This window comes from Thermomonas sp. XSG (genome assembly GCF_014678725.1).
Lineage (GTDB): Bacteria > Pseudomonadota > Gammaproteobacteria > Xanthomonadales > Xanthomonadaceae > Thermomonas.
On the sequence record NZ_CP061497.1, the window covers coordinates 618645 to 644084 of the forward strand.

At 66.7% G+C, this 25440-nt stretch carries 28 protein-coding genes; 8 read left to right on the forward strand and 20 right to left on the reverse strand.

All coding sequences use genetic code 11. The annotated features are described in order from the left end of the window. Positions 1-24: 24 nt before the first annotated feature. The 3 genes from ICG51_RS02845 to prmB all read right to left on the reverse strand — a co-directional run bounded on the left by ICG51_RS02845 (position 25) and on the right by prmB (position 3280). Positions 25-1065, reverse strand: coding sequence for an aspartate-semialdehyde dehydrogenase (locus ICG51_RS02845; RefSeq protein WP_190281555.1), 1041 nt, complete (start codon positions 1063-1065; stop codon positions 25-27). A gap of 156 nt (positions 1066-1221) precedes the next feature. Next, on the reverse strand, positions 1222-2331 hold the full coding sequence (aroC, locus tag ICG51_RS02850; RefSeq protein WP_190281556.1) for a chorismate synthase: 1110 nt from the start codon (positions 2329-2331) through the stop codon (positions 1222-1224). Positions 2332-2335: 4 nt separating this feature from the next. Next, positions 2336-3280, reverse strand: a complete 945-nt coding sequence (gene prmB, locus ICG51_RS02855; protein ID WP_223809503.1) for a 50S ribosomal protein L3 N(5)-glutamine methyltransferase — start codon at positions 3278-3280, stop codon at positions 2336-2338. Positions 3281-3361: 81 nt separating this feature from the next. Here prmB and ICG51_RS02860 point away from each other — a divergent pair, with 81 nt between their 5' ends. Both ICG51_RS02860 and asd read left to right on the forward strand, forming a co-directional pair. After that, entirely contained in the window at positions 3362-4000 is a 639-nt protein-coding gene (locus ICG51_RS02860) for an SCO family protein (protein WP_190281558.1), read from the forward strand. Next, a complete protein-coding gene (gene asd, locus ICG51_RS02865; protein WP_190281559.1) occupies positions 3997-4839 on the forward strand; it encodes an archaetidylserine decarboxylase in 843 nt (280 codons plus the stop codon). The genes ICG51_RS02860 and asd overlap by 4 nt, the downstream gene beginning before the upstream one ends. Before the next feature lie 6 nt (positions 4840-4845). On the opposite strand, the gene ICG51_RS02870 is transcribed toward asd, so the two are convergent. Continuing rightward, complete coding sequence (locus ICG51_RS02870) at positions 4846-6060, reverse strand: FAD-dependent oxidoreductase (protein WP_190281560.1); 1215 nt, start codon at positions 6058-6060, stop codon at positions 4846-4848. A gap of 140 nt (positions 6061-6200) precedes the next feature. Between ICG51_RS02870 and ICG51_RS02875 the strand changes: the two genes are divergently transcribed. Beyond that, complete coding sequence (locus ICG51_RS02875) at positions 6201-8309, forward strand: catalase (RefSeq protein WP_190281561.1); 2109 nt, start codon at positions 6201-6203, stop codon at positions 8307-8309. 185 nt (positions 8310-8494) lie between these two features. Here ICG51_RS02875 and ICG51_RS02880 read toward each other — a convergent pair whose 3' ends face one another. The 4 genes from ICG51_RS02880 to ICG51_RS02895 form a co-directional block, all read right to left on the reverse strand. Beyond that, a complete protein-coding gene (locus tag ICG51_RS02880; protein ID WP_223809553.1) occupies positions 8495-10186 on the reverse strand; it encodes an AarF/UbiB family protein in 1692 nt (563 codons plus the stop codon). Between the two features lie 180 nt (positions 10187-10366). Next, on the reverse strand, positions 10367-10705 hold the full coding sequence (locus tag ICG51_RS02885) for a hypothetical protein (protein ID WP_190281563.1): 339 nt from the start codon (positions 10703-10705) through the stop codon (positions 10367-10369). Between the two features lie 138 nt (positions 10706-10843). Continuing rightward, positions 10844-11233, reverse strand: a complete 390-nt coding sequence (locus ICG51_RS02890) for an MAPEG family protein (RefSeq protein ID WP_190281564.1) — start codon at positions 11231-11233, stop codon at positions 10844-10846. Between the two features lie 172 nt (positions 11234-11405). Continuing rightward, positions 11406-12401 (reverse strand): S41 family peptidase, encoded by a 996-nt coding sequence (locus ICG51_RS02895; RefSeq protein WP_190281565.1) that lies wholly within the window; start codon positions 12399-12401, stop codon positions 11406-11408. Between the two features lie 64 nt (positions 12402-12465). Here ICG51_RS02895 and ICG51_RS02900 point away from each other — a divergent pair, with 64 nt between their 5' ends. Further along, complete coding sequence (locus ICG51_RS02900; protein WP_180883440.1) at positions 12466-12780, forward strand: DUF1153 domain-containing protein; 315 nt, start codon at positions 12466-12468, stop codon at positions 12778-12780. Then, entirely contained in the window at positions 12780-13598 is an 819-nt protein-coding gene (locus ICG51_RS02905) for an IS3 family transposase (protein WP_223809406.1), read from the forward strand. Before ICG51_RS02900 ends, ICG51_RS02905 begins: the two co-directional genes overlap by 1 nt. Here ICG51_RS02905 and ICG51_RS02910 read toward each other — a convergent pair. The 11 genes from ICG51_RS02910 to ICG51_RS02960 all read right to left on the reverse strand — a co-directional run bounded on the left by ICG51_RS02910 (position 13587) and on the right by ICG51_RS02960 (position 21231). Further along, positions 13587-13853 carry a hypothetical protein gene (locus ICG51_RS02910; protein ID WP_190281566.1) on the reverse strand — a complete coding sequence of 89 codons (267 nt, stop codon included), beginning with the start codon at positions 13851-13853 and terminating at the stop codon, positions 13587-13589. The genes ICG51_RS02905 and ICG51_RS02910 overlap by 12 nt on opposite strands. A gap of 259 nt (positions 13854-14112) precedes the next feature. Next, positions 14113-14337 carry a hypothetical protein gene (locus tag ICG51_RS02915; protein WP_190281567.1) on the reverse strand — a complete coding sequence of 75 codons (225 nt, stop codon included), beginning with the start codon at positions 14335-14337 and terminating at the stop codon, positions 14113-14115. Positions 14338-14509: 172 nt separating this feature from the next. Further along, on the reverse strand, positions 14510-14857 hold the full coding sequence (locus ICG51_RS02920; RefSeq protein ID WP_190281568.1) for an excalibur calcium-binding domain-containing protein: 348 nt from the start codon (positions 14855-14857) through the stop codon (positions 14510-14512). Between the two features lie 106 nt (positions 14858-14963). Continuing rightward, the gene (locus tag ICG51_RS02925) at positions 14964-15341 is read right to left on the reverse strand and encodes a nuclear transport factor 2 family protein (protein ID WP_190281569.1); all 378 of its coding nucleotides are present in this window, start codon (positions 15339-15341) and stop codon (positions 14964-14966) included. 175 nt (positions 15342-15516) lie between these two features. After that, a complete protein-coding gene (locus tag ICG51_RS02930; protein WP_190281570.1) occupies positions 15517-16170 on the reverse strand; it encodes a hypothetical protein in 654 nt (217 codons plus the stop codon). Positions 16171-16441: 271 nt separating this feature from the next. Then, positions 16442-17056 carry a hypothetical protein gene (locus tag ICG51_RS02935; RefSeq protein WP_190281571.1) on the reverse strand — a complete coding sequence of 205 codons (615 nt, stop codon included), beginning with the start codon at positions 17054-17056 and terminating at the stop codon, positions 16442-16444. A gap of 453 nt (positions 17057-17509) precedes the next feature. Next, the gene (locus tag ICG51_RS02940; RefSeq protein ID WP_190281572.1) at positions 17510-18175 is read right to left on the reverse strand and encodes a hypothetical protein; all 666 of its coding nucleotides are present in this window, start codon (positions 18173-18175) and stop codon (positions 17510-17512) included. A gap of 97 nt (positions 18176-18272) precedes the next feature. Beyond that, positions 18273-18563 (reverse strand): lysozyme inhibitor LprI family protein, encoded by a 291-nt coding sequence (locus ICG51_RS02945; RefSeq protein ID WP_255428739.1) that lies wholly within the window; start codon positions 18561-18563, stop codon positions 18273-18275. Between the two features lie 145 nt (positions 18564-18708). Beyond that, on the reverse strand, positions 18709-19056 hold the full coding sequence (locus ICG51_RS02950; protein ID WP_223809505.1) for a DUF488 domain-containing protein: 348 nt from the start codon (positions 19054-19056) through the stop codon (positions 18709-18711). 230 nt (positions 19057-19286) lie between these two features. Next, a complete protein-coding gene (locus ICG51_RS02955; RefSeq protein WP_190281574.1) occupies positions 19287-19634 on the reverse strand; it encodes a TfoX/Sxy family protein in 348 nt (115 codons plus the stop codon). Between the two features lie 82 nt (positions 19635-19716). Next, entirely contained in the window at positions 19717-21231 is a 1515-nt protein-coding gene (locus tag ICG51_RS02960; RefSeq protein WP_190281575.1) for a lytic transglycosylase domain-containing protein, read from the reverse strand. 74 nt (positions 21232-21305) lie between these two features. Here ICG51_RS02960 and ICG51_RS02965 point away from each other — a divergent pair, with 74 nt between their 5' ends. Both ICG51_RS02965 and greB read left to right on the forward strand, forming a co-directional pair. Next, entirely contained in the window at positions 21306-22877 is a 1572-nt protein-coding gene (locus ICG51_RS02965; protein ID WP_255428740.1) for a helicase HerA-like domain-containing protein, read from the forward strand. A gap of 7 nt (positions 22878-22884) precedes the next feature. Continuing rightward, positions 22885-23391 carry a transcription elongation factor GreB gene (gene greB / locus ICG51_RS02970; RefSeq protein WP_190281577.1) on the forward strand — a complete coding sequence of 169 codons (507 nt, stop codon included), beginning with the start codon at positions 22885-22887 and terminating at the stop codon, positions 23389-23391. Between the two features lie 38 nt (positions 23392-23429). Here greB and ICG51_RS02975 read toward each other — a convergent pair whose 3' ends face one another. After that, positions 23430-23777: a hypothetical protein gene (locus tag ICG51_RS02975; protein ID WP_190281578.1), complete on the reverse strand. Its 348-nt coding sequence runs from the start codon at positions 23775-23777 to the stop codon at positions 23430-23432. Between the two features lie 309 nt (positions 23778-24086). Between ICG51_RS02975 and ICG51_RS02980 the strand changes: the two genes are divergently transcribed. After that, positions 24087-25409, forward strand: a complete 1323-nt coding sequence (locus ICG51_RS02980) for a DEAD/DEAH box helicase (RefSeq protein ID WP_190281579.1) — start codon at positions 24087-24089, stop codon at positions 25407-25409. The last annotated feature ends 31 nt before the right edge of the window (positions 25410-25440 follow it).

Sequence of the window (25440 nt, forward strand, 5' to 3'; positions counted from 1 at the left end):
TCCCCCGCCCTTGGCGCCGTGACTCTAGCTGCGCGCGGCCTTCGGCGGCAAGCCTTCGGCCACCAGCAGTTCGGCGATCTGCACCGCGTTGAGGGCCGCGCCCTTGCGGATGTTGTCGGCCACCACCCACAGGTTGAGCCCGCGCGGATGCGACAGGTCCTCGCGGATGCGGCCGACGAACACCGGGTCCTTGCCCGAGGCGTGGGTCACCGGCGTCGGGTAACAGCCAGCCTTGTGCTCATCCACCACTTCCACGCCGGGCGCCTCGCGCAGCAACGCGCGCGCCTCGTCGGGAGTGATCTTCTTCTTCGTCTCGATGTTCACCGCTTCCGAGTGGCCGAAGAACACCGGCACGCGCACCGCGGTGGGGTTCACCTGGATCGACGCATCGCCGAGGATCTTCTGCGTCTCCCACACCAGCTTCATCTCTTCTTTGGTGTAGCCGTTGGGCTGGAACTCGTCGATGTGCGGGATCAGGTTGAACGCGATTTGCACCGGGAACTTCGACGGCGCCGGGTCCTGGAAGCTGAGCAGCGCTGCGGTCTGCCGGCCCAGTTCCTCCATCGCGCTGCGGCCACCGCCGGAAACCGACTGGTAGGTGGCCACGTTGACGCGCTCGATGCCGTACCGCTTGTGGATCGGCGCCAGCACCGGCATCAGCTGCATGGTGGAGCAGTTGGGATTGGCGATGATGCCGCGCGGGCGGTTGCGCACCTGCTCCGGATTCACCTCGCTGACCACCAGCGGCACGTCGTCGTCGTAGCGGAAGGTGGAGGAGTTGTCGATCACCACCGCGCCGGCGGCGGCGAACTTCGGCGCGTACTCGTTCGACACCGAGCCACCGGCGGAGAACAGCGCGATGTCGACGCCCGAGGGGTCGAACGTCGCCAGGTCCTGCACCACCAGATCTTCGTCGCCGAACTCGACCTTGCCGCCGGCCGAGCGCTCGCTGGCCAGCGCCACCAGTTCGCCGACCGGGAAGTTGCGCTCGGCCAGGATCGACAGCATCGTCTCGCCGACCGCGCCGGTCGCGCCGACCACGGCCACCTTGTATTGCTTGCTCATCTGGAAGCTCCTGGAACTTGTAGGAGCGCACCGCAGGGGCGCGATGGCACCGGGCCCGGTCGCGCCCCTGCGGTGCGCTCCTACAGCATGGATTGGGGTTGGACTTGCCTGCTGCGGCGCGCTGCTGCCCGTGGGGGCCAAGCCGGCGGCGCGCCGCTATCGTTTGGTGTCGGTAACGGAGGTGGTACCCGCGATGCGCGGCGCGACCTCGCCGACGTCGCCGCACTGCGCGCGGTGGCGCAGCGCCTGGTCCATCAACACCAGCGCCAGCATCGCCTCGCAGATGGGGGTGGCGCGGATGCCGACGCAGGGGTCGTGGCGGCCGGTGGTGACCACGTCCACCACGTTGCCGTCCACGTCCAGTCCCTGCACCGGCAGGCGCAGGCTGGAGGTCGGTTTGAACGCCACCGACACCGAAATCTGCTGGCCGGTGGAGATGCCGCCGAGGATGCCGCCCGCATGGTTGGACAGGAAACCCGCCGGCGTCATCACGTCGCGGTGCTCGCTGCCTCTCGAAGCGACGGAGGCAAAGCCGTCGCCGATCTCCACGCCCTTGACCGCGTTGATCGACATCATCGCCGCCGCCAGCTCGCCATCGAGTTTTCCGTAGATCGGCTCGCCCCAGCCCGGCGGCACGCCGTCGGCCACCACCAGCACGCGCGCGCCGACCGAATCGCCGGACTTGCGCAGCGCGTCCATGTAGCTTTCAAGTTCTGGCATCTGCTCCGCGCAGGGCCAGAAGAACGGGTTGCCTTCGACCGCGCTCCAGTCATGCGAGCGCGGCACGACATCGCCGATCTGGGTCATGCAGCCGCGCACGCTCACGCCGCGCTGCGCCAGCCACTTCTTGGCGATGACCGCCGCGGCCACCCGCATCGTCGTCTCGCGCGCACTGGAACGCCCGCCGCCACGCGGGTCGCGGATGCCGTACTTCTGCCAGTAGCTGTAGTCGGCGTGGCCGGGACGGAACTGCGCGGCAATGGCGCTGTAGTCCTTGCTGCGCTGGTCGGTATTGCGGATCAGCAGGGCAATCGGGGTGCCGGTGGTGACACCCTCATACACGCCGGAGAGGATCTCCACCTCGTCCGCCTCGTGTCGCGCCGAGGTATGCCGGGTCTTGCCGGTAGCACGCCGCGCGAGGTCGTGGGCGAAGTCTTCCGGTGCGATGGCAATGCCCGGCGGGCAGCCGTCGAGGACGCAGCCGATGGCCGGCCCGTGCGATTCGCCGAAGGTGGTGACGCGCAGCAGTTGGCCGAAGGTGTTCATCGAATCAGAACAGCCCCGCCGGCGGGGTGCCCGCTTCACGCGCGGCGGCCAGCTGGGTGATGCGGGCGTTGTGCTCGATCAGGTCGGCGCACTCGGCCACGAAGATGCCCATCTGCCCGACCTTGAACTCCACCCACGCCAGCGGCAGTTCCGGCAGCAGCTTGACAAGCGCCTGCTCGGCCTCGCCCACTTCGCAGATCAGCAGGCCGTCTTCCGACAGGTGCAGCGGCGCATCGCGCAGGATGCGCAGGCACAGGTCCAGGCCGTCGTCGCCGGCACGCAGGCCCAGCTCCGGCTCGTGCGCGTATTCGCGCGGCAGCGCGTCGGTTTCGTCGTTGGTGACGTAGGGCGGGTTGGTGACGATCAGGTCGTAGCGCTCGCCCACCAGGCCGGCGAACAGGTCGGACTTCAGGAAGCGCACGTTCTGCACGTGCAGGCGTTTTTCATTCTCGCGCGACAGCGCCAGCGCGTCGTCGCTGATGTCCACGCCGTCCACGTGCCAGTCCGGGTTGTAGTGCGCCATCGCGATCGCAATGCAGCCGGAGCCGGTGCACAGATCCAGCGCGCGGCGCACATCGCGGTCGCCCAGCCACGGCTGGAAGCCGGACTCGATCAGCTCTGCGATCGGCGAGCGCGGCACCAGCGCGCGCTTGTCGGACTTGAAGCTCAGGCCGGCGAACCAGGCCTCGCCGGTCAGGTAGCAGGCCGGGATGCGCTCTTCGATGCGGCGCAGGAACAGGCCCAGCACCTCTTCCTTTTCCGCCTCGGTGACGCGGGCGTTGCCGTACACCGGCGACAGGTCGTGCGGCAGGTGCAGGGCGTGCAGGGTCAGCTGGGTCGCCTCGTCCAGCGCGTTGTCGAAGCTGTGGCCGAAGGTCAGCCCCGCCGCGTTGAACCGGCTGGCGCCGTAGCGGATCAGGTCGATGATGGTCTGCAGTTCCTGGGACATGGCGGCAACAGCTGGGCAAGGCGCTGAAGTATAGCGGTGGCACCCCGGTATCATGGCGGGCCGCTTCCATGCCAGACGTTCATGTCCCGACGCCTTGTCCCCGTGTTGATCGTCGCCGTCCTCGCCGCCGGGCTGGGGCTGTGGGCCTCGCAGCGCCTGCACACGCCGGCCGCGCCCGCGCTGCCCGCCACCCACGCGGTGACCCTGCTGCCTACCCCGCGCGAGCTGCCGGCCTTTGCGCTGCAGCAGGAAAGCGGCCAGCCGCTGACGCAGGACAGCCTGAAGGGCCACTGGACCGTGGTGTTCCTGGGCTTCACCCACTGCCCGGACGTCTGCCCTACCACCCTGGCCGAACTGGCCGGGGCGCAGAAGCAATGGGCGGCGCTGTCCGCGGACATCCGCCCGCGCGTGCTGTTCGTCTCGGCCGATCCGGAGCGCGACACCCCGCAGCTGGTGGCCCAGTATGCCCGGGCCTTTCACCCCGACTCACTGGCCGCCACCGCGCCGCTGCCGCAGCTGGAGGCGTTCGCCCGCTCGCTGTCGCTGGTGTTCATGAAGGTACCCGGCGCCAGCGGCGATCCGGCCGACTACAGCATCGACCACAGCGCCGCGCTGGTGCTGCTGGATCCGCAGGCGCGCATGGCCGGGGTGACCCAGCCGCCGTTCGACGTGAAGGGCATTGCCGCCGACCTTGAAATGCTGACCAAGGCCGCCCGATGAGCCCGCTCACCGCCCTCACCTACGTGCTGCCGCACCGCCTGCTGTCCTCGCTGGCGCGCCGACTGGCCTATTCCACCAACCGCGGGCTCAAGCAGTGGCTGATCGACACCGTCACCCGCCGGTTCGGCGTGGACCTGTCGGAAGCGGCGGAGCCTGACCCCACCGCCTATCCCAGCTTCAACGCCTTCTTCACCCGTGCGTTGAAGCCCGGCGCGCGCACGCCCGATGCCGACCCGCGCGCCCTGCTGATGCCGGCCGACGGCCATATCAGCCAGTGCGGCGCGATTGTCGATGGCCGCATCTTCCAGGCCAAGGGCCAGGGCTTCACCGCTGCCCAGCTGCTGGGCAGCGAGGCCGATGCCGCGCCGTTCCGCGACGGCAGCTTCGCCACCGTGTATCTGTCGCCGCGCGACTACCACCGCGTGCACATGCCGTGGACCGGCACCCTGCGCGAAACCGTGCACGTCCCCGGCCGGCTGTTCTCGGTGGGCACCGACGCGGTGGCCAGCGTGTCCGGCCTGTTCGCCCGCAACGAGCGGCTGGTCTGCCATTTCGATACCGACTTCGGCCCGATGGTGCAGGTGATGGTGGGCGCGCTGCTGGTCTCCGGCGTGGAAACCGTGTGGAGCGGCGTGGAGATCCCCGCCTACGGCGATGCCATCACCCGCAAGGACTACCGCGGCAAGGGCATCACCCTGGAACGCTTCGCGGAAATGGCGCGTTTCAACTACGGCAGCACCGTGATCGTGCTGCTGCCCCCGGGCGTGGCCACGCTCAGCCCCGACCTGCATGCGGAATCCCCCGTGCGCCTGGGCCAGCGTCTGGCCACCCGCGGCTGAGGCGGATCAGCGCGCGGCGCGCTCGAAGCCGAACAGCGCCCCCAGCGGATGCTTGCGGCGCTCGATGATGGCGCGCAGCAGGCCGGCACCCAGCATCGAATAGGTGATGCCGTTGCCGCCGTAGGCCATCGCGAAGAGCACCCGCGGGCCGTGCTGTGGGTGCGGCCCGAACCACGGCAGGCCGTCTTCGGTTTCGGCAAAGGTGCCACCCCACGCGAACGCGGGCGTGACCGGCAGGTGCGGGAGCATCGCGGCGACCCGTTTGGCCAGTTTGCGCGCCCTGCGATCCACTACGGCATCGCGGCGGGCGGGGATATCGATCGCGTCGTCTTCTCCCCCCACCAGCAGGCGGCCGTCGCTGGTGGTGCGCAGGTACAGATAGGGCCGCGCGGTTTCCCAGACCAGCGTGTGGCGCAGCGGGCCCAGCAGGTCCGGGTCGATGGGATCGGTGACGAAGGCATAGCTGCTGCGGTTGACCGCCACCTTGCGGTCGATCAGGCCCTGCGCCTGGTAGCCGGTGGCCATCACCAGATACTTCGCCTTCACGAGGGTGCCGTCGGCGCACTCCAGTTCCACGCCGCGCACGCGCGGGGTGAAGCGCACCACGGTGGTGCGGTCGTGCACCGCCACCCCGCGCCGCTCCAGTTTCACCAGCAGACGGTAGGCCAAGCGGTAGGGATCCACGCGCGCGGCGTCGGCGGACAGGATCGCGGCGGGCGCGTCGAACCCGAAGCGCTCGCGCACCCGCCCGGCGTCCAGCCAGGCGACATCCAGGCCATGTTGCCGCCGCATTGCGAATTCCGATCGCAGCGACGGCAAGTCGCGCCGGCGGCTGGCGAAATACAGGCTGCGGGCCCGCGCGAAGCCGACGTTGCCGGCGTATCGCGACACATCCTGCAGACGGTCGATGGCCTCCACGCAGCTGCGGTAGGCCAGCACCGCGTCGGCCTCGCCGTAGCGGTCGCGCAGGTCGGTCATGTGGGTGTCGATCTCGTACTGCAGCATCGCCGTGCTGGCGGCGGTGCTGCCCCAGCCCACGTCGCGCGCGTCCAGCACGCACACGGAATGGCCATGGTCGGCCAACTCGCTGGCGATCAGGGCGCCGGTGATGCCCGCGCCCATGATGGCCACGTCGCAGTGGGTGTCCCGCGCCAGCGGCGGGAAGGCGTGCAGCAGTCCATTGCTGACCGCCCAGAAGGGATAACCGCTTTTCAGGTCCATGGGGTTCGCTGTGCTCCGGCCTCGCCGCAGCGGCGATTAGCCGGCGTGCCGCGTGCAAACAACGTCAACGACCCGCGTCGTTTCCCCCGCTTCACATGCCGTGGCGGACCCTTGGGAACTCCCCCGCCAAGGAAACGCGCATGGCCACCAGGAAGACCCCCGCCCGCCCCGAGCAGAAACCGCGCAAGGCCGACACGCCGTCGCGCCGCGGCAACGGCGGTGAACCCCGCCAACAGGCCGAGGACCGCTACGACACGTTGACCACCGCCCAGGGCATCCCGGTCTCGGACAACCAGAATTCGCTGCGCGCCTTCGAGCGCGGGCCGACGCTGCTGGAGGATTTCATCCTCCGCGAGAAGATCACCCACTTCGACCACGAGCGCATTCCCGAACGCGTCGTGCACGCGCGCGGCTCCGGTGCCCACGGCTATTTCCAGCTCAACAAATCGCTGGCGAAATACACCACCGCGCGCCTGCTCACCGAGACCAAGGTGCGCACGCCGGTGTTCGCCCGCTTCTCCACGGTCGCCGGCGGCGCCGGCAGCGTGGACACCCCGCGCGATGTGCGCGGCTTCGCGGTGAAGTTCTACACGCAGGAAGGCAACTTCGACCTGGTGGGCAACGACTTCCCCGTGTTCGCCATCCAGGACGCGATGAAGTTCCCGGATCTCGTCCACGCCCTGAAGATGGAGCCCGATCGCGCCTTCCCGCAGGCCGCCAGCGCCCATGACACCTTCTGGGACTTCGTGTCGCTCACCCCGGAAACCTGGCACATGACCCTGTGGGCGATGTCGGACCGCGGCCTGCCGCGCAGCCTGCGGATGATCGAAGGCTTCGGCATCCACACCTTCCGCCTGGTGGACAAGGACGGGCGCTCGACCTTCGTGAAGTTCCACTGGCGGCCGCACCTGGGCGTGCAGTCGCACATCTGGGACGAACACATGAAGATCCAGCACGCCGACAATGACTTCCATCGCCGCGACCTGTTCGAGGCGATCCAGGCCGGCGACTTCCCGGCATGGGACCTGGGGGTGCAGCTGTTCACCGAGGAACAGGCGGCCGAATTCCCGTTCGACCACCTGGACGCCACCAAGCTGATCCCCGAGGAACTGGTGCCGGTGCAACTGATCGGCACCATGGTGCTGGACCGCTGGCCCGACAACTTCTTCGCCGAGACCGAGCAGGTGGCCTTCTGCCCGGCCAACATGATCCCCGGCATCGATTTCTCCGACGATCCGCTGCTGCAGGGGCGCCTGTTCTCCTACCTCGATACGCAGCTGCTGCGCCTGGGTGGGCCGAACTTCACCCATCTTCCGATCAACGCGCCCAAGTGCCCGTTCGCCAACCACCAGCGCGACGGCCACATGCAGACGATGGTGCCCAAGGGCCGCGCCGCCTACGAGCCCAATTCGCTTTCGCAGCCGGGCGACGCCACCGCGCGGGAAACCGCGGCCGGTTTCCGCAGTTTCCGCGCCGCCGCCGGGGAAGACGGCAAGCAGCGCATCCGCGCCGAGCTGTTCGCCGACCACTTCAGCCAGCCGCGCATGTTCTGGAACAGCCTGACCGACATCGAAAGGGCGCACGTGGTGTCCGCGCTGGTGTTCGAGCTGTCGAAGGTGGAGAACGAGCACATCATCGTGCGCACCGTGGCCCAGGCACGCAACATCGATGAGGCGCTGGCGCAGCGCGTCGCCGACGGCCTGGGGATGCCGCTGCCGGCGCGCATCCCGCCGGCGCGTGAACCGATCGACATGCCGCCCTCCCCGGCCCTGTCCATCCTGCGCAACGCCAAGGACACGCTGCAGGGACGCGCGGTGGGCATCCTGGTGTCCGAAGGCAGCGACGTCGCGCAGGTCAACGCGCTGCGCAAGGCTGCGGAGAAGGCCGGCGCGCAGGTCAAGCTGATCGGCCCCAAGCTGCACGTGGCGCTCTCCGACGGCAAGCGCCGGCGCCTGGACGGCAAGGTCGACGGCATGCCGTCGCTGGTCTTCGACGCGGTGGGCAGCGTGCTGTCGCTGGACGAGGCCAAGAAACTGGCGAAGGAAAGCGCGGTGATCGACTTCTTCCGCGACGCCTTCGGCCACCTCAAGGCGATTGCCGCCTGTGGCGGCACCCGCGCGCACATCTTCAAGGCCGCCGGCATCAAGCCGGATGCCGGCGTGGTGGAGCCCGAGGACACCGCAGGCTTCGTTGCCGCAGCCAAGGTGCGGCAGTGGGCGCGCGAGCCCACCCTGCGCACCCTGCCATGAGGTGATGTGCAAAGGCCCGCTTCCTTCGGGAAGCGGGCCTTTGTTTTTTTTGGGGGAACCGGAGGCGCGTTGCCGCCGGCGCGGGCGCGAAATCAAGGAGGAGAGGCCGACGCCATGTCGGCATCGGGGGACATTCGCGCCCGCACCGGCGGCAACGCGCCCTTTCTGATTTCGACCGCGACGTCTCAGCCCGTGCCCGGCGTTTCCTTCGGCTTGGCCCGCCGGTCGCGCAGCAGCGCACTGACCACGATGCCCAGCCCCAGCACGGCCGCCACGATGAAGAAGACCAGCGCGATCGCCGGATAGCCGAGCAGGCGGGCGCCACCTTCGTGGCGCATCAGCATGGCCGAGGCCAGGATCAGCGCGGCCACGATGATGCCGGTGCTGATCCGGTTGGCGATCTTCTGCATGTTCTCCATCAGCCGGGATTCCTCCAGCCCGGTGACCTTCACCTGCAGCCGGTTGTCGGCCAGCAGGCCGAGGATGTCGGAGACCCGTCGCGGCGCGCCGCGCACCAGCGCCTGCAGCTCCATCGCCTCGCTGGCCAGATTGGCGGGCGAGAACGATTTCTTGAGCCGCTGCCGCATGACCTGTTCCAGGTGGTCCTCGACCACCTGCTTGACGTCCAGCTGCGGGTCCAGCCCGTTGCAGACGGCTTCCAGGTTGAGCAGCGTCTTGCCCAGCAGGCTCAGTTCCGGCGGGGTGCGCAGGCCACATGCGCTGCCCAGCAGGACCAGGTCCAGCACCATCCGGCCTTCGGGGTGGGAGCGACCGCCAGTCAACGCGGCGTAGCGGGCGATCATCTGCCCCACTTCGCGGTGGTAGCGCTCGCTGTCGAAGCCTTCCAGCCGCGTGCCCATGGCGATGGCCTCGGCGGCCACGTCCTCGCCGCGCCCGTCCACCGCGGCGAACAGCAGCTTCAACAGCTGCTCGCGGCGGCGCGGCGGGATGTGCGCCACCATGCCCAGGTCCAGCAGCGCGATGCGGTTGTCGCGGGTGAGCAGCACGTTGCCCGGATGCGGGTCGGCGTGCACCTCGCCATGCACGAACACCATGTCGAGATAGGCGCGCATCACCGCCTCGGCCAGCGCGCCCAGGTCCTGCTCGGTGCGGCGCAGGCCGGTGATGTCGGTGACCTTGATGCCGTCCGCAAGATCCATGGTCAGCACCCGCTCGCGGGTGTAATCCCACACCGGCTGCGGCACGACGATCTCGGGGTAGTCCGCGAAATGGGTGCCGAAGCGCACCAGGTTGTCGGCCTCCACCCGGTAGTCGAGCTCGGCCAGCAGCGACTTGCGGAATTCGTGCACCCAGTCGGCGAAGCCCACGCGACGCCCCACGTCGGTCCAGCGGTCGGCGCGCGCGGCAATGTCCGCCATCGCATCCAGATCGGCCACGATGGCCTGCAGCACGCCGGGGCGCTGCACCTTGACCGCCACCGGGCGGCCGTCACGCAGGCGGGCGCGGTGCACCTGGGCCAGCGAGGCGGCGCCCAGCGGCTCGGGGTCGAAGTCGGCGAACGCCTGCGACAGCTTCACGCCCAGCGCCTCCTCCACCAGCGCGCGCACGTCCTCCACCGGCATGGGTGACACATCGTCCTGGATGCGCTCCAGCGCGACCAGATACTCCGGCGGCAACATGTCGGGCCGGGTGGAGAGCGCCTGCCCCAGCTTGATGAAGGTGGGACCCAGTGCCTCCAGGTCATCCACGAAGGCCTCGGGCCCGGCCTCGCTGTCAGACTGCACGGCGGGGGCTTCGCCGAGATACCCATCCAGTCCCGCGAACACGCCGGCACGGCGGTACTTCAGCAGGAAGCCCAGGATCTGCGCGGTGCGCGCAATCCCGCTGGACGGGGTGGCAGTGGAGTTGTCGGGCATCTTGAACGGTGCAACCGGGGTTTCCGGCACGTCCTGCGGATGATGCGGATCTGGCATGGCGGGTCCATTCGATGAGTGGGCCGCCACGCGCTGCAGCGTGCGTGGCACGTGCGCGGCGTGGCGCTGGTGCCAGCCTGCGACAGCGCCGGTGTGACCTGCGTGAAGCAGCCAGCAGCCCGCTCAGTGCCGACGCCGTCCCAGGCGCGCGGCATTGGCGTCCACCCGCCTGGCGTAGGGCACCAGCACGGCGCGGGCGGCGCGCTCGATCTGGGCGGGGCTCAACGGCTGTCCCAGCAGGCATTGCGCCCATGCCTGCAGCGCGTGGTGACCCAATGCCGCCCAGCTTTCCACCGCTGCGGCCTGCTTCTCCAGCACCATCCGGCTGGCTTCGCGGCGGGTCCGTGCGGACGGCGGCACCATCGGCACCATCCAGTCCCCCATCCGCGCCGCCATCACCAATGGCGCCTGCAGCGCCATATGCATCATCTGGCCCGCAAGCCCTGCGTAAGGAAACAGCATCGCCCTGCTCCGTGAGATCGGATGCCAGTGTCCGTGCCGCGGGCTCAATGGCGCGTGAGTTCGCGCACGCAGCTGCGCAGGTCGCGTGATTGCCCGGGGAGACCTGGCGCAATCACACGGCCCGCGGCAACGGCCTGCTTACTTGCTCGCAACGCCGCCGACGAGGGCCACCAGCACACCCAGCAGCAGCGCCATCACCGGCATGATGGAAAGCCCGAACCCCAGACTGCGGCTGGCAGGCGCTGCCACGTAGCTGCGCCAGTAGACAAACCGCCCTGCCACGAAGACCGCGCCGACTGCCGCAACCCAGGCCTGCGGCCAGTATTTCGCGGCAATGAACAGCAGCGGCAGGAACGCCACCAGCAGCTCCAGCGTGTTCATCTGCACGCGATAGGTGCGTTCGAACAGCTCATGGCCGGTCACGGCAGGGGCCTTGACGCCATGCCTGCCGCGGGCGCGCCCGACAAGCACGCCGAAGAACACGAACTGGGCGATCGCAAGAATGGCGACCAGATCAACGTAGTTCATAACCTTCCAGACTGGAGACGGGAAAGAGTCGATTTTCAATCACCCACCCGGCCCGCGGAAGCCCGTCCCGTCCCTGGATTGCAGCCCCCGGATTTCATTGCGCCGGAATCCCGGGCCAGTCCAACCGGTGTCCGATTCGATGACAGGGCTGGATGCGGGCCCGCGCCGCCGTTCAGGGCGCGCGGCGTTGACCGTTGCCCGCTTCCAACGCCGCCTGCAGCGCCCCCGCTTTCTCCGCGGCGTCGGAGGACTGCATCGGCAGGGCCACGTCCGGTCGCAGGCCTTCGATCTCGTTGGTGCCGTCGTCCAGGAAGCGCGCGCAGTTCGGCATCCGCACGTCGAACGGTGCGACCGTCAGCTGCGTGCGGCTGCCGCCGTCCACGTAGCCGCAGCCCGCGCCGGCAGTGGTTTCGCCCAGCACCGTCGCCACCCGGTTCTGCTGCAGCCAGGCGATGAAGTCCTCCGAGGCCGAGCCGGTGCGGCGATCGGCCAGGATCAGCACCGGGCCGGTCCATGCGCCGGTGCCCTGCAGGCGGGCGCGCCCTGCGCCCGGTTGCAGCACCGGACAGGGGGCCGGCGCACCGCGCCAGATCGCGGAGCGGTCGCAGCGCGGCGCCAGCAGCCGGGGCTCCGCGCGCGCCAGTGCGCGGTCGGTCAACAGCGCCACCACCTCGGTCACCCATTCGGTGCCGCCGCCGTTGCCGGACACGTCCACCAGCAGCCGGCGGGCACCGCGCCGCTGCAGCTCGCGGATCGCCTGCACCAGCCGGCGCTGCTGCAGTTCGCGGACGGCCAGCTGCAACGCACGCTCGCCCATGCCGGCGCGGAACACCTGCGCGCAGGCGCCGGCGTACTGGTCCTCGCCGAACTGCGCGATGCGCAGCACGCCCACGTCGCCCAGCAGGCCGGTCGGGAAGTCGCCGCCCTGCAGCGGGGTCCAGCCGGCCATTGACGCGAACGGGAACCAGAAGGCGTGCTCGCCCTCCTCGTAACCCGCGGCGCCGCAGTCCTTGCCGGCAGGCGGATCGACCGCCTCCGCAGCCGCCGTATCGGCAGCTGCCGCGCCGTCCGTGGCCGGCGTCGCGTTGCCGCGCTTGCCCGGCACCAGCCGCAGGTGCGGATCGGCGAAGGCGCGGGTGAACCGGCGCAGCGCCAAGAACGCCCGCACATGCGAATGCGTGTAATGACCCAGTGATTTCCTGCTCAGGTGCTACCTTTTCACGGAGAGCACGATGAGCCAAGTGATGGAAGAAGAGATCAAGCGTTGGACGGCGCGGCGGAAGTCGGCGTTGGTGCTGGAGATCATCCAAGGGAAGACGACGGTGGCCGAGTCGAGCCGGCAGTTCGATCTAACGCCGTCGGAGATCGAGAGCTGGGTTGATGACGCCAAGCGCGGCATGGAGAACGCCCTGCGAGCGAAGCCCGAGGATGTGCGGGAGCAGTACGAGCGGCAGCTCAAGGAGCTTCAGGAAGCCTATGGCGAGGCGATGCTGGAGCTGCGCGCCAGAAAAAAATTGGCGTCCCTGTTGGGCAAGGACGAGAGCTGATGCTATCGATCCAGCAGGGACTGCGTGCGGAGGGCTTTGAGGTCTCGATGGTGAAGTTGTGCCGGTGGTTCGGGGTGGCGCGGCGTACGGTGTATTACCGGCCGACGAAGGCGCCGCCGACGGTCAAACCGGCGCTGGCGGATCCCATCAAGGCGCTGATCGAAGAGGAGCCATCGTTCGGCTACCGCACGGTGGCCGGACTTCTGGGCATGAACAAGAACACGGTGCAACGGATCTTCCAGCTCAAGGGTTGGCAGGTCCGCAAGCGTGCGGTGGGTCGGCGGCCCCGCATCCAAGCCTTGCCATCGGTCGCGCAGGGGCCCGATGAGCGTTGGGCCACCGATCTGTGCCGCATCTGGGGCGGCCGGGATGGGTGGCTGACGCTGGCCCTCGTCATCGATTGCCACACCCGTCAGTTGCTGGGCTGGCAGCTCTCGCGGAGCGGCAAGGCCAGCACGGCCGCTGTGGCCCTGGAGCAAGCCTTGATCACCCGCTACGGCACGCTCGGGCGCGTCCCCGTGCCGTTCCTGCTGCGCTCGGACAATGGATTGGTGTTCACCAGCCGCCACTACACGCGGCTGGTGCGCAGCTATGGCTTGCAGCAGGAGTTCATCACGCCGCATTGCCCGCAGCAAAACGGCATGGTCGAGCGTGTCATCCGCACGCTGAAGGAGCAGTGTGCACACCGCCATCGCTTCGAGAGCCAGCAGCACGCGATCCGGGTGATCGGCGACTGGATCCAGTTCTACAACCACCGGCGTCCGCATCAGGCGCTGGGCATGAAGACGCCTGCTGAGGCCTATGCTTTAGCAGCCTGACCTGTGCAGAAACCGCTGGGTCATTACATGCGCGCCCTGCAGGGCAGCGCTGGTGTCGCGGTCCAGCGCCACCAGATCAAGCCCGCGGCGCTCCACCATCCAGTCCAGGTTGGCGTAGCCCTGCGCCATGTCGCGCTTCAGCCGCGCGTAGTCCGCCAGCCACGGCTTTGCGTCGTAACTCGCCACGTCGGTCACGGCGGCGGCAAGCAGCAAACCGGTCAACACGAACAGCGAGCGGCGGACGAAACGATGCATGGCGGATTCCGGTAGCGGCGGGCACCCGGCTCCCCAGTGGAGCCGGCGGGCGCCATCCTAGGCAGCCGGCAGCGCAACCGGCCCGGCGTTGCGACGAAGACGGGAACCACCGGCGCGAATGCGGGAAAACCGACGCCGGGCCGCGTCCGTCAGCGGCGGATGACCCGCATTTCCCGCCGACACCCCGACCTGCCCCTGCAGAGCCGCTGCCGCGCCCAGAACAGAAGACCCGCATCGCTGCGGGTCTTGGGTGCGGTCGTCAGGCGGCTGCCGTTCCGGGCCCGGGCCGCCAGCCCAGCAGGCGCGCCGGCAGGAACAGCACCGCCTGCAGGAAGGCGAACAACGCCGAGAAGGTGATGCCCACCAGCCGGAACGGCAGCGCGATCAGCCAGACCAGCGGCCACAGGACCAGGGCCAGCAAGGCAAGCGGCCAGCACAGGACGAACAGCACGCACCAGACCAGCAATGCCAGCAGCGCTTTCATGTCGGGCTCCCAAGGGCCTGATTGGAGCGCCTACGTTGCTGTCGGCAGCAGGCACCGGCAACCGTCGCGCGACGAAGCTGCCGGAATCCGGGACGGAATCGGGAAAGCGGCGACGAATGGCCCGCGTGCAGCGCCAACTATCCGGAAGCGGCGTCCAGGCGGCTGCCGCCAATCAGCCGCACCACTGCTGCTCGCAGGGCACGCCGTCGTTGTCCCCGTCCATCTTGGTGCCGGGGCAATGCTGGAGGAAATACTGCGCTTCCCCGCAGGAGCGCATCTGCGAGCACATCGTGCGCCCGTCGCACTGGTAGGGGGATGCCGCGGCAGCCGCCGGCTGGCCGTCCCTGGGCTTGATCCACGAGCGGTCTTCCACCGGATTGGCGTTGACCACGATCTTCCTCGGCGCCGGCGCAACCTCGGCCACGGCCGATGGCGCCACCGCGCGCGGCCGGAAATGATCGTAGGCGGCCAGACCGCCCACCGCCACGACCACCATCACAAGCAATGTCTGCAGCCGCATGCGCTCCCCCGCACAACGAATGTCAAAGCCCCGCCCCTGCACCTGCCGGCGGGCACCAATCACAACAGCAAACGCGGACTCCCCCGCTTTCCGCAACCGTCGCCGGCTAGAACATCCCCAACGCGTTCGGCGAATCCTTCGGGATCACCTGCCCCACGTCCCACATCTCCACGATCCTACCGCCCGAGAACCGCAGGATGTGCACCACTGCGATATCGATGTCGGCCTGCTCGCGCCGCACCCGCGACAGCACCGCCACCCGGTCGCCGCTTTCGATGGTCTGCTTGACCTCGAACGACTTGTTCGGCTCCGTGCGTGCGCTTTCCTCCATCCCCCGCAGCAGCGAATCGCGGTCGCCCGGGAACCAGGCGTTGTGGTGGCGGAAATCCTCCGCCACATGGCGGTCGTACGCCTCCCGCACCTGCCCGGAAGCACACAGGCACAGGAACTCGGTGGCGATGGCGGCAAGGGTGGGAGTGGACATGGCGGCTCTCATTGAAGGGAAACCGGCGCCAGTCTCGCGCATCCGGTGTCGTTACAAACCTGCTGAACTTCGCAAAAAAATACTTTGAAGCCGTTCCCCCACAATGATGCGGACCTTTCGCGCTAGGAGAAACGATAATTAGGAAGTGAACCTGACCCCGTTATGACGTTAGGACTCACCCCGCGATTGTGTGAAAGAAGATCTTGAGCTCTTGCCAAAAATTTAGTGTCAGCCAACACATCGCAACAGTAGAAAGCAACAGGATGTGCCCAATGGCGCCCTTGGGGCGAAGTGCGCCTAAATATTGAGTTCCAGCGATAACTAGACTTCGCTGAGTCTCGTTGAGGCCAATGTACCTGAAGATGTAGTTGCGTGCGAGCCAAACAATATGTCCTGCGGCGAGCGCACCCAGTGTAGCGCGGAACACAAACAGGAGATCGATTTCACCATGCAAGTACTTTCGATAGCCAAGCGATAGCACTCCGATTGCCACGGCTGTGCCAATAGCTATTGTTGCATTACGGATTGCGGATTGCTTTTGCTCATCAGCGGCGGCAGTAAGCTCTCGACGAACCTCCCCAACTTTTTCCGTGACGAGATTCGCTATCTCCACCTTGGCAGTTTGAACTCGAGTGTCGATTGACTCCCCGAAACGAGTAGCCGCGTAGTCAATAAGTTCCTTAACGTCCGTTTTTGTGAGCGTTCGCTGCACATTCAGGTCGTCCCCAATTTTGTCAACGTGACGTTGAATCTCGATGCTGGCCTTTTGAATTGAGGCATCGACAGTGGTGCCGAACTGTTCGATCTCTTCTTTGAACCAGTTTGCCAAGTTTCCCCCTTCCTAGCTCTTGATCTATGTGTTGACTTCGAAGCTGTGAAGCGGCTCGGAGTCAACGGATTACCAAATGAGTGCGACGATTGCCACAACTAACGATGACGCTGAGAGGGCAAGGCTCGCAAAAACAGCTGCTTTGTAAGTTGCGACCTGCCGCTTTGCTGAGCTGGCCGCTTCATCCGCGTGAGCGCCCCGCGGGGATTCACATGAGCGCTAACGCCTGAATTAAGCCGCGCCGCGAAGCGGCGTCGGCTTGAATGAATTGTTAGGGCGCAATAGCCCGGATTGGCTCAAGCTTTTGAACAATCTGTCCTGCGATTTCAAGTAGCTGATAGTAGGTTGAGGGATAACCATTGGCGACCCTCAGGCGGTGCAATTGAAGAACGATGTTGTCGAACCGATTCTCGAATTCGTCGGCGTTCTCCGAGCCGGCAGGATGGCTTGCTCCAAGAACGTTTGCAACGCGCTTTATGAGCATTTCCCGCGACAACATCGCGTGTGGGTGACCGTCTGTTTCAGACGGAACTTCTACCACGCCAGCCGCAAGCCACTCGGCAAAGTTCATTTGCGAAACGGTTGCGACTGGTGGTCCAGCCATGGCCCGACGCTTGATCTCTTCCGGGGACAGTGCCCGGTTTGTGATACGAATCCCTTGGATCTGCACGCCAGGACTCTCAACGCCAGAGGCAAGCGGCATTGAGATGTGAGTGGCGCCCTGCAGCGAGCGCTTGATGAACTTTGGCGGCGTGTGATGCGGAAGGCCGAGGGAAATGCCATGCGCCTTAGCGATGGCCGTGACTGGCGCCTTGAGCTCTACCCAAATCCTCAACACATGGGCTAGATCAAGGAAAGCAATCTCATCGCCGCCTGCCAACGCCATCTGGAGGTGCCGCTTAAGACGGTCATACTGCAAGTGGATGTGAGCTAGTTCCATTGCGCCCTAACGCCTGAGTTAAGCCGGACCGCTGCGCGGCCACGGCAGAGTCACAATCCTACGGGACTTTGCCGAGGCCGCGCAGCGGTCTCGGCTTGAACGAATTGTTAGGCCGCTGAAGGCGATGCTCTTTTGCCCGGACAACCCTGGAACTGAGAGTGCCTTGGCCTGCGTGAACCCGCAACCCACTGCGGAGGCATAGCGGGTTTTAGCTATGCCGGAGACTGGGCGGTGCTGTTCAAGGGCGGGTCGCCTGCAGTCAAAAATTTTCTTTAAGAACTCTTTGACCTGATCTCTGGTTCTGCGGCCTAACGCCTGAGTTAAGCCGGCCCGCCCGATGCGGATCCGGTCGGTCCGAGACCGCGAAGCGGGCTCGGCTTGAACGAATTGTTAGGCGGCTTATAGTTGCGGAAAAGCAGTGGAGAATCCAGTGACATGGGCGTGTTCACGATGGACTGGAAATAGATTCAATGTTTGGTCTGTAACTGACGCCAGCTGCAGTGGGAACTGCACGGAGCCATCAAGTTTTGAGATTCTATCCATTGATCGAATGGCCCACTCATCAAGATGAAATTTCTCATTCGAGCTTTTTAGCTCGTGAATAACAATTGATGCTTCTTGAATGACCAAATTGGTGTTGGATCCCGTGAAGTACGGCTGGCCAACTGTTTTTATCCAGAGTGGCTTGAAACTTTGTGCGCTGCCTAATGCGCAGATAAAGCCTTTTCCTTCATCATCTCTGCCCGCCAAGATGCAGGTGAGTGGGATTTTGTGGCCTGGCACCAAAATCAGTGATTGCGCATAAGCGGCTGAGAATATCTCTATCGCTTTTTCAACAACGGCTGATGTTGTCTGGTTATCCAACTGGACGGCTGATATGAGTTCATCACGAGCTTGGTGCCCTATGGTTCCAAGTCCGCCGGTAGCGATGAGGATCCCATCTCTCAAACACTCGATTTTCTTTACGGGCGCTTTCTCCAGTTGTCCAGAATCAACATTCATTCGAGCGGAATCAGCGGCCAAAAATGCCCCGTTTTCTCTACAGAACCCGATAATTGCCGTCATGTTGCCGCCTAACGCCTGAGTTAAGCCGGACCGCAGCCGGCAAGTGAATCACGCGCGAGACCGCGAAGCGGTCTCGGCTTGAACGAATTGTTAGGCACTACAGCCCGAAAGACGTGATCCAGCTTTTGAGATCCTTGGTTCTGGCCTCTGTGAGTTGAGTCAAGCATGTGTCTCGTAGCAGTGGCTGCATTGATCCACCCTCTGCACTGGACGATTCAAACTTGCAGTTGAGGTCTTTGAACTTGATCCATGCCAGTTGAATAGCTTTGACTTCAGCTTTCTGGTTCGCATCCAGCTGAGTCATTAGCTTCTTGTAGCTTGCGTTGAGCTGCGCATCTGCACGTTTTAGGTCAGCCGCAGCGCACTGATTCATTTCCATTTGGGTCATTGGATCTTTGCAATTCGCCATGACCGGGATGGTGCATGACAAAAGCATAGTTGCTACGAAAATACGCCTTTTCATATTCTCTCCAAGTAGTGCCTAACGCCTTAATTAAGCCGACCCGCGAAGCGGGTTCGGCTTGAATGAATTGTTAGGTGCCGCGCTCCAGAAGCTGCTTGAGCACCACTGCGTCATTGTGGACCTCGTCTTTAGCTGCGTACACAAGGGTGAGATCCTTCTGGTGGGCGAGGGATTGAAGCTCAGCCCATGCTGGGTTGTTCTTCAGCTCAGCGCGATACCGCCTTTTGAACTCAGGCCATTTTTCCGGATCGTGTCCAAACCATTGGCGTAGTTCGGTTGATGGTGCGACCTCTTTAAGCCAAAGATCAATCTTGGCTTTAATCTTGGCCACTCCCCGCGGCCAGAGACGATCGACAAGCACTCTGTAGCCATCATTCTTGGAAGGTGATTCGTAAGCTCGTTTGAGGATCACGTTCACGATTCACTCCATGCGGCACCTAACGCCTGATTAGCCCTCAAAAATGAAGACTAATCCAGATGATGAAATTCCCCACCCACCCCGCCAACGCGAAGCAGGCACCCCGCCGCCAGATCGCTCCAAACGAAGCGCCGCGCCCCCTCAAACACAAACGCGCCCAGAACCACGGCAGCGCAACACCCCATTTACGGAACATATCGCCCCAACCAGCCCCCCTGCAAATCCGCGGGCTACTTTTTCTTCGCCTTCCCGGCCGCCTTCGCCTTCTTCACCTTCGGCGCCGGCATCAGCACCGCCGTTTCCAGCAGCAATTCCCGCAGGCGCTCGCCGTCGTCCAGCAGCTCGTCGGCTACCGGGTAGTCCTTGGCGCCGGGGTACGGCGGGCGCTGCGGCAGGTCCGGGGCCAGGCGGGTGGCGGCGGCTGAGGGTTTGACGAACAGGCTGTTATCGCAGGCGAAGGCCACCACCTTCTCGTCCACGTACAGGGCGTATTCCCCGAACATGCGGCGGTGGGTCAGGCGGGCGCCAAGGCCGGCCTGCTCTTCCAGATAGGCGATGAAATCGGTATCGGTGGCCATGGCGCGGGGCGTGCGGCCGGGCTGGCCGGCGGGGCCCCACCATAGCGCCGGACGGCGGGCGCCGTCCGGTCTGGACGCGGTATCAGCCGCAGCCGGCCAGCGTCAGGCTCTGTCCGGGCTTGATGGCGTACTGCGGCTTCTTCAGACGGTTGGCCTTGGCCAGGTCGCCGATGTCGCAGCGCAGTTTGCGGGCGATGCCGCCGAGGGTGTCGCCGCGCTGCACCTTGTAGGTCTTGGGCTTGGCCGGGGCGCGTACCGGAGTGACGGGCGCGGCCGGCTGGGCGGCGGCGGCAACGCCGGCGGGCATGGGGTCGCCCACGCGCACCAGCGCGGAGCGCACGTCGCTGGTCATCAGCTGCTGGGCCAGGTCCAGGCGCTTGCCGCGGGTGCAGTTGAAGCGGTACAGCCAGGCGATGCGGGTGGTGGCGTTCAGCGCGGTACCGGCCGGCAGCAGTTCGCCGGGCTGCCAGCGCGGGTTGAGGTTGCGCAGCGCGCGCAAGTAGCCGTCGCGCGAGCCCCAGTTGCCCAGGCAGATGGTGAGCTGGTACAGCGAGGCCGGCTGCGACAGGGTGACGGTGGCCGGGCGGGCGCTGACCCGCGGCCAGCGGATGCCGTAGTCCTTCGGGTGCAGGAACAGCCACGCGGCGGCGATCACCATCGGCACGTAGTCCTTGGTTTCGGCCGGGAACTGGTTGTACACGTCCACGTCCCAGAAGCTGCGCCCGCCGGTTTCGCGGAACACGCGCAGGGCGCGGCCCTCGCCGCCGTTGTAGCCGGCCAGCGACAGCTCGATGCTGTTGTTGAGCTGGGCCATGCGTTCCTGCAGGTACTGCGCGGCGGCATCGGCGGAGGCGCGCGGGTCGTAGCGGGTGTCGAAGCCGCTACCATCGTTGCCCAGGCCGAAGCGGCGGCCAGTGGCCGGCATGAACTGCAGCGGCCCCACCGCGCCGGCGCGCGAGCCGGCGTGCACCTTGCCGTTGGACTCCTTCGCCATGATCCCGAACAGCAGCGCTTCCGGCAGGCCGTGCTGCTTGAACGCCGGCGACATCAGGTGCTGCATGTAGCGGTAGTTCTCGTAGCTGTCCATCAGCGACGGCCGCATGTCGGTGAGCCAGCGGCGGATGCCGGCCTGCACCGCCGGGTTGAACTGCACCATCTTCACGAAGCGCTGGCCTTCCTCGCTGAGCAGCGAGGCGGCGTTGGCGGAATCGGGCACGTCCACGTCGTCCAGGTCGGACTCGTCGATGGGGTCGGCGTTGCCGTCCTCGGCGGTGGCGTCGTCGAACTGCGGGGTGGCCAGCAGCAGCCGCTCGTAAGTGGCCAGCATGGTTTCCACCGAGCAGCCGCGCTGCTTCGCGCAGGCATCCACCACGCCCTTCATTTCCGCCAGCGCGGCCTTGGTGGCGTTGGCCGCCGCTTCCTCGTCCACCGCCAGCATGGCATCGCGGTAGCGCTTCTCGGCGGCGTCCATGCGCTGCTGCAACACCGCCACCGCGGCCAGCTCGCGTTTGGACTCCGCCTGCGCGGCGGGCGCGCACAGCCCGGCCAGCAGGGTGAGGAAAAGCGCGGCGATCACGGGCAACGGGCGAAGGGACATCAGGCGTGGTCTTGCGAAAGGGGCTGGCAGGGTAGCCGCGCCCGCTGCGCGGGGGCAACCCGCGCCATCCATGAATGCGCACGCGTTCGCATAGAATCCGGCGACCCTCCCGGATGACGCGCGCCATGGACCCCATTTTCGTCGGCAAGGCCATCACCACCGAGACCAGCGGCAGCGCGGCCTTGAACAACGTCTATCTGCTGCCGAAGTACGGCAACCGCCACGGGCTGGTGGCCGGCGCCACCGGCACCGGCAAGACGGTGACGCTGATGACGCTGGCCGAAGGCTTCAGCCGGATCGGCGTGCCGGTGTTCCTGGCCGACGTGAAGGGCGACGTGGCCGGGCTGGCGGTGCCGGGCACCACCAATGAGAAGCTGCAGGCGCGCATCGACCAGATGGGCATCAGCGACTACCGCAACGAAGCGGCGCCGGTGGTGTTCTGGGACCTGTGGGGCAAGTCCGGGCATCCGGTGCGCACCACCGTCAGCGAGATGGGCCCCACCCTGCTGGGCCGCATCCTGGAGTTGAACGACACCCAGAGCGGCGTGCTCGACATCGTGTTCAAGCTGGCCGACGACCGCGGCCTGCTGCTGCTCGACCTGGAGGACCTGCGCGCGCTGCTGGGCCTGATCGCCGACGAGCGCAAGGACATCAGCACCTCCTACGGGCTGGTCAGCGCGCCGTCGATCGGCGCCATCCAGCGCGCGCTGCTGCGGCTGGAACAGGAAGGCGCGGAGCTGTTCTTCGGCGAGCCGGCGCTGGAGCTGGCCGATCTGATGCGCACCACCCCCGACGGCCGCGGCGTGGTCAACATCCTCGCCGCCGACCAGTTGATCCTGAAGCCGCGGCTGTATTCCAGCTTCTTGCTGTGGCTGCTGTCCGAGCTGTTCGAGAACCTGCCGGAAGTGGGCGACCTGGACAAGCCCAAGCTCGTGTTCGTGTTCGACGAGGCGCACCTGCTGTTCGACGACGCCCCGCCCGCGCTGCAGCAGCGCATCGAACAGGTGGTACGGCTGATCCGCTCCAAGGGCGTGGGCGTGTACTTCTGCTCGCAGTTCCCCGACGACGTGCCGGCCAACGTGCTGGGCCAGCTCGGCAATCGCGTGCAGCACGCGCTGCGCGCCTACACGCCGCGCGACCAAAAGGCGGTGAGGACCGCCGCGGAGACGTTCGTCAGCAACCCGGACCTGGACGTGGCGCAGGCCATCGGCCAGCTGGGCACCGGCGAGGCGCTGGTGTCGATGCTACTGGACAAGGGCGTGCCGATGCCGGTGGAGAAGACCCTGATCGCGCCGCCGCGCTGCCGGATGGGCGCCATCACCGATGCCGAGCGCATGCAGGTGCGCGCCGGCAGCCCGGTGGGCATGAAGTACGACAACCGCATCGACCGCGATTCCGCCGCCGAGCTGCTGGCGCAGAAGGCCGAGGCCAAGGCGGTGCAGGCGCAGGCCCCGGCCGCGAAGACGGCGGAAGCGGACGACGGCAACGGATTCGGCCAGACGGTGAAGGACGCGCTGTTCGGCACCAAGCGCCGCCAGGGCATGATCGAGACCATGGCCAAGCAGACCGCGCGCACGGTGGGCAGCCAGGTGGGCCGGCAGATCCTGCGCGGCCTGCTGGGTGGCATCTTCGGCGGCAAGCGCTGAGCCGCGCATGGGCCGCTGGCGTCCCCCCGCCGAGAAAAGCACGGCGCTGATCACCCGCGAAGGCCACGACCGGCTGAAGGCCGAGCTGGACGAACTGTGGCGGGTGAAGCGCCCGGAAGTGGTGAAGGCGCTGGCAGCAGCCGCCGCCGAGGGCGACCGCTCCGAGAACGCGGAATACACCTATCGCAAGAAGCAGCTGGGCGAGATCGACCGCCGCGTGCGCTACCTCAGCAAGCGGCTGGAGGTGCTGAAGGTGGTGGACGCCGCGCCGTCCGACCGCGAGGCGGTGTTCTTCGGCGCCGAGGTGGAGCTGGAAAACACCGCCAGCGGCGAGCTGGTGCGCTACCGCATCGTCGGCCCGGACGAGACCGACGCCAAGCTGGGCTGGGTCAGCATCGATGCGCCGCTGGCGCGGGCGATGCTGAAGAAGCGCGTCGACGACGAGTTCGAAGCACCGCTGCCGGGCGGCACCGTGCGTTACGCGATCATCGAAGTGGCCTACCCGTCCGCGTAGGCGGGCGACACGCACCCGCCGCCCACGGAAAACCCGCGTCAGCGGCGCTTGGCGCCGCCGGCGCCGGACAGCAGCACCAGCCCGCCCACCAGCCCCATGTTCTTCATGAACTGCAGCAGCTGCGTCATCTGGGTGCCGCCGGAGAACTTCCAGAACGGATGCGACAGCGCGGCATCGGCCAACAGCAGGGCGGCGGCCAGCAGCGCCACCGCGCGCAGCTGCCAACCGGCGGCGAGCAGCACGCCCAGCAGCATTTCGGCGGTGCTCAGCAGCAGGGTGTCGTTGCCGGTGGGCACGCCGCGCAGCGCCTGCCACAGGCGGAAACCACCGGCAACGAGGAAGACGGCGGCCAGCAGCCACTGGGCAAGGCGGACTTCAAGCTTCATGCGTTGATCGGACTCTGCGGGAAGCCGGAAGAGTGGCATGCCAACCTGAACGACGGAAGGGGCCAAGCGGCGCGATGGGGCTTTTCGCGTACAATGCCCGCTGTTCTGCGCACGGCTGATCTCCTTTCCTCCGCGAAAGGTGCGTTTTTCCTGATCGAGCCGGCCGCCCCTAGCGGCTTTCTTCCCGTACGCCTTTCGTCGCGCAGACACGGCCCGGATCACCGGCGTCGTGCCATCTGCCTGCGGCGCGGTTCAACAGGAACGCCCGGGCCGCCCCGTATCCGTACGGGGCACCAAAGGAGTTCCTCCATGTCGTTCGAATCCCTGGGCCTTGCGCCCGCGTTGCTGCGCGCGCTTGCCGACAACAACTACACCACCCCGACCCCCATCCAGCAGCAGGCGATCCCGCTGATTCTGGCCGGCCATGATGTGCTGGGCGGCGCCCAGACCGGCACCGGCAAGACCGCCGCGTTCGGCCTGCCGATGCTGCAGAAGCTGGCCGAGATGCCCAAGCCCGAGGGCCTGCACCGCCCGCGCGTGCTGGTGCTCACCCCCACCCGCGAGCTGGCCGTGCAGGTCAGCGAGAACCTGCGCAGCTACGCCAAGCACCTCCGCCTCAACGTTACCGCGCTGTTCGGCGGCGTCGGCATGCAGCCGCAGGTGGAAGCGTTCCGCCGCGGCGTGGACGTGCTGGTGGCCTGCCCGGGCCGCCTGATCGACCACCTCGAGCGCGGCACCTGCAAGCTCGGCAACGTGCAGATGCTGGTGCTGGACGAAGCCGACCGCATGCTCGACATGGGCTTCCTGCCGTCGATCAAGCGGGTCATGAAGCACGTGCCCGCGCAGCGCCAGACCCTGCTGTTCTCGGCCACCTTCGAGCCGCGCATCAAGGCGCTGGCGCTGGAGTTCATGAAGGACCCGCAGCAGGTGCAGGTGGCCGCGCAGAACACCGTGATCGAGACCATCAGCCACCACGCCCACCCGGTCGACGGGTCGAAGAAGCGCGACCTGCTGATCGACATCCTGGCCCGCCGCCACACCGAGCAGGTGCTGGTGTTCGGCAAGACCAAGCACGGCTGCAACCGCCTGGCCGAGCAGCTGGAAAGTGCCGGCCTGCCGGCGCTGGCGATCCATGGCAACAAGAGCCAGGCCGCCCGCCAGAAGGCGCTGAACGAGTTCAAGTCGGGCAAGACCCGGATCCTGGTGGCCACCGACGTGGCCGCGCGCGGACTCGACATTCCGGACCTGCCGCTGGTGATCAACCACGACCTGCCGATGGTGGCCGAGGATTACGTCCACCGCATCGGCCGCACCGGCCGCAACGGCGCAACCGGCGAAGCGATTTCGCTGGTGTCGCCGGACGAGGCCAACCTGCTGCGCCAGATCCAGAAGCTGCTGGGCCGCGAGATCGCGATGGAAGTCGTGCCGGGCTTCGAGCCTTCGCGTTCGATCCGCAGCGACGCCAAGCCGTTCGACAACGCGCCGCGCAGCCCGCGTCCCGCCCGCAACCGCCGTCCGCACGGCAAGCCGCGTACCGCCGAGGCGCATGCGCACGCCGGCCCCAAGCAGCCGCGTGACGGCCGCCGCGGCAACGCGCCGGGCGCCGGGCGCCGCGATTCGCGACAGGGCTGATCCGGCCCCAGCGCAGCACCATCACCGCCGG

Bases quoted from the DNA above. Each gene is read 5' to 3' on its own strand.
- ICG51_RS02845 (WP_190281555.1), bottom strand. From the start codon at position 1,065: ATGAGCAAGCAATACAAGGTGGCCGTGGTCGGCGCGACCGGCGCGGTC.
- aroC (WP_190281556.1), bottom strand. From the start codon at position 2,331: ATGAACACCTTCGGCCAACTGCTGCGCGTCACCACCTTCGGCGAATCG.
- prmB (WP_223809503.1), bottom strand. From the start codon at position 3,280: ATGTCCCAGGAACTGCAGACCATCATCGACCTGATCCGCTACGGCGCC.
- ICG51_RS02860 (WP_190281558.1), top strand. From the start codon at position 3,362: ATGTCCCGACGCCTTGTCCCCGTGTTGATCGTCGCCGTCCTCGCCGCC.
- asd (WP_190281559.1), top strand. From the start codon at position 3,997: ATGAGCCCGCTCACCGCCCTCACCTACGTGCTGCCGCACCGCCTGCTG.
- ICG51_RS02870 (WP_190281560.1), bottom strand. From the start codon at position 6,060: ATGGACCTGAAAAGCGGTTATCCCTTCTGGGCGGTCAGCAATGGACTG.
- ICG51_RS02875 (WP_190281561.1), top strand. From the start codon at position 6,201: ATGGCCACCAGGAAGACCCCCGCCCGCCCCGAGCAGAAACCGCGCAAG.
- ICG51_RS02880 (WP_223809553.1), bottom strand. From the start codon at position 10,186: ATGCCCGACAACTCCACTGCCACCCCGTCCAGCGGGATTGCGCGCACC.
- ICG51_RS02885 (WP_190281563.1), bottom strand. From the start codon at position 10,705: ATGCTGTTTCCTTACGCAGGGCTTGCGGGCCAGATGATGCATATGGCG.
- ICG51_RS02890 (WP_190281564.1), bottom strand. From the start codon at position 11,233: ATGAACTACGTTGATCTGGTCGCCATTCTTGCGATCGCCCAGTTCGTG.
- ICG51_RS02900 (WP_180883440.1), top strand. From the start codon at position 12,466: ATGAGCCAAGTGATGGAAGAAGAGATCAAGCGTTGGACGGCGCGGCGG.
- ICG51_RS02905 (WP_223809406.1), top strand. From the start codon at position 12,780: ATGCTATCGATCCAGCAGGGACTGCGTGCGGAGGGCTTTGAGGTCTCG.
- ICG51_RS02910 (WP_190281566.1), bottom strand. From the start codon at position 13,853: ATGCATCGTTTCGTCCGCCGCTCGCTGTTCGTGTTGACCGGTTTGCTG.
- ICG51_RS02915 (WP_190281567.1), bottom strand. From the start codon at position 14,337: ATGAAAGCGCTGCTGGCATTGCTGGTCTGGTGCGTGCTGTTCGTCCTG.
- ICG51_RS02920 (WP_190281568.1), bottom strand. From the start codon at position 14,857: ATGCGGCTGCAGACATTGCTTGTGATGGTGGTCGTGGCGGTGGGCGGT.
- ICG51_RS02925 (WP_190281569.1), bottom strand. From the start codon at position 15,341: ATGTCCACTCCCACCCTTGCCGCCATCGCCACCGAGTTCCTGTGCCTG.
- ICG51_RS02935 (WP_190281571.1), bottom strand. From the start codon at position 17,056: ATGGCGTTGGCAGGCGGCGATGAGATTGCTTTCCTTGATCTAGCCCAT.
- ICG51_RS02940 (WP_190281572.1), bottom strand. From the start codon at position 18,175: ATGACGGCAATTATCGGGTTCTGTAGAGAAAACGGGGCATTTTTGGCC.
- ICG51_RS02945 (WP_255428739.1), bottom strand. From the start codon at position 18,563: ATGACCCAAATGGAAATGAATCAGTGCGCTGCGGCTGACCTAAAACGT.
- ICG51_RS02955 (WP_190281574.1), bottom strand. From the start codon at position 19,634: ATGGCCACCGATACCGATTTCATCGCCTATCTGGAAGAGCAGGCCGGC.
- ICG51_RS02960 (WP_190281575.1), bottom strand. From the start codon at position 21,231: ATGTCCCTTCGCCCGTTGCCCGTGATCGCCGCGCTTTTCCTCACCCTG.
- ICG51_RS02965 (WP_255428740.1), top strand. From the start codon at position 21,306: ATGCGCACGCGTTCGCATAGAATCCGGCGACCCTCCCGGATGACGCGC.
- greB (WP_190281577.1), top strand. From the start codon at position 22,885: ATGGGCCGCTGGCGTCCCCCCGCCGAGAAAAGCACGGCGCTGATCACC.
- ICG51_RS02975 (WP_190281578.1), bottom strand. From the start codon at position 23,777: ATGAAGCTTGAAGTCCGCCTTGCCCAGTGGCTGCTGGCCGCCGTCTTC.
- ICG51_RS02980 (WP_190281579.1), top strand. From the start codon at position 24,087: ATGTCGTTCGAATCCCTGGGCCTTGCGCCCGCGTTGCTGCGCGCGCTT.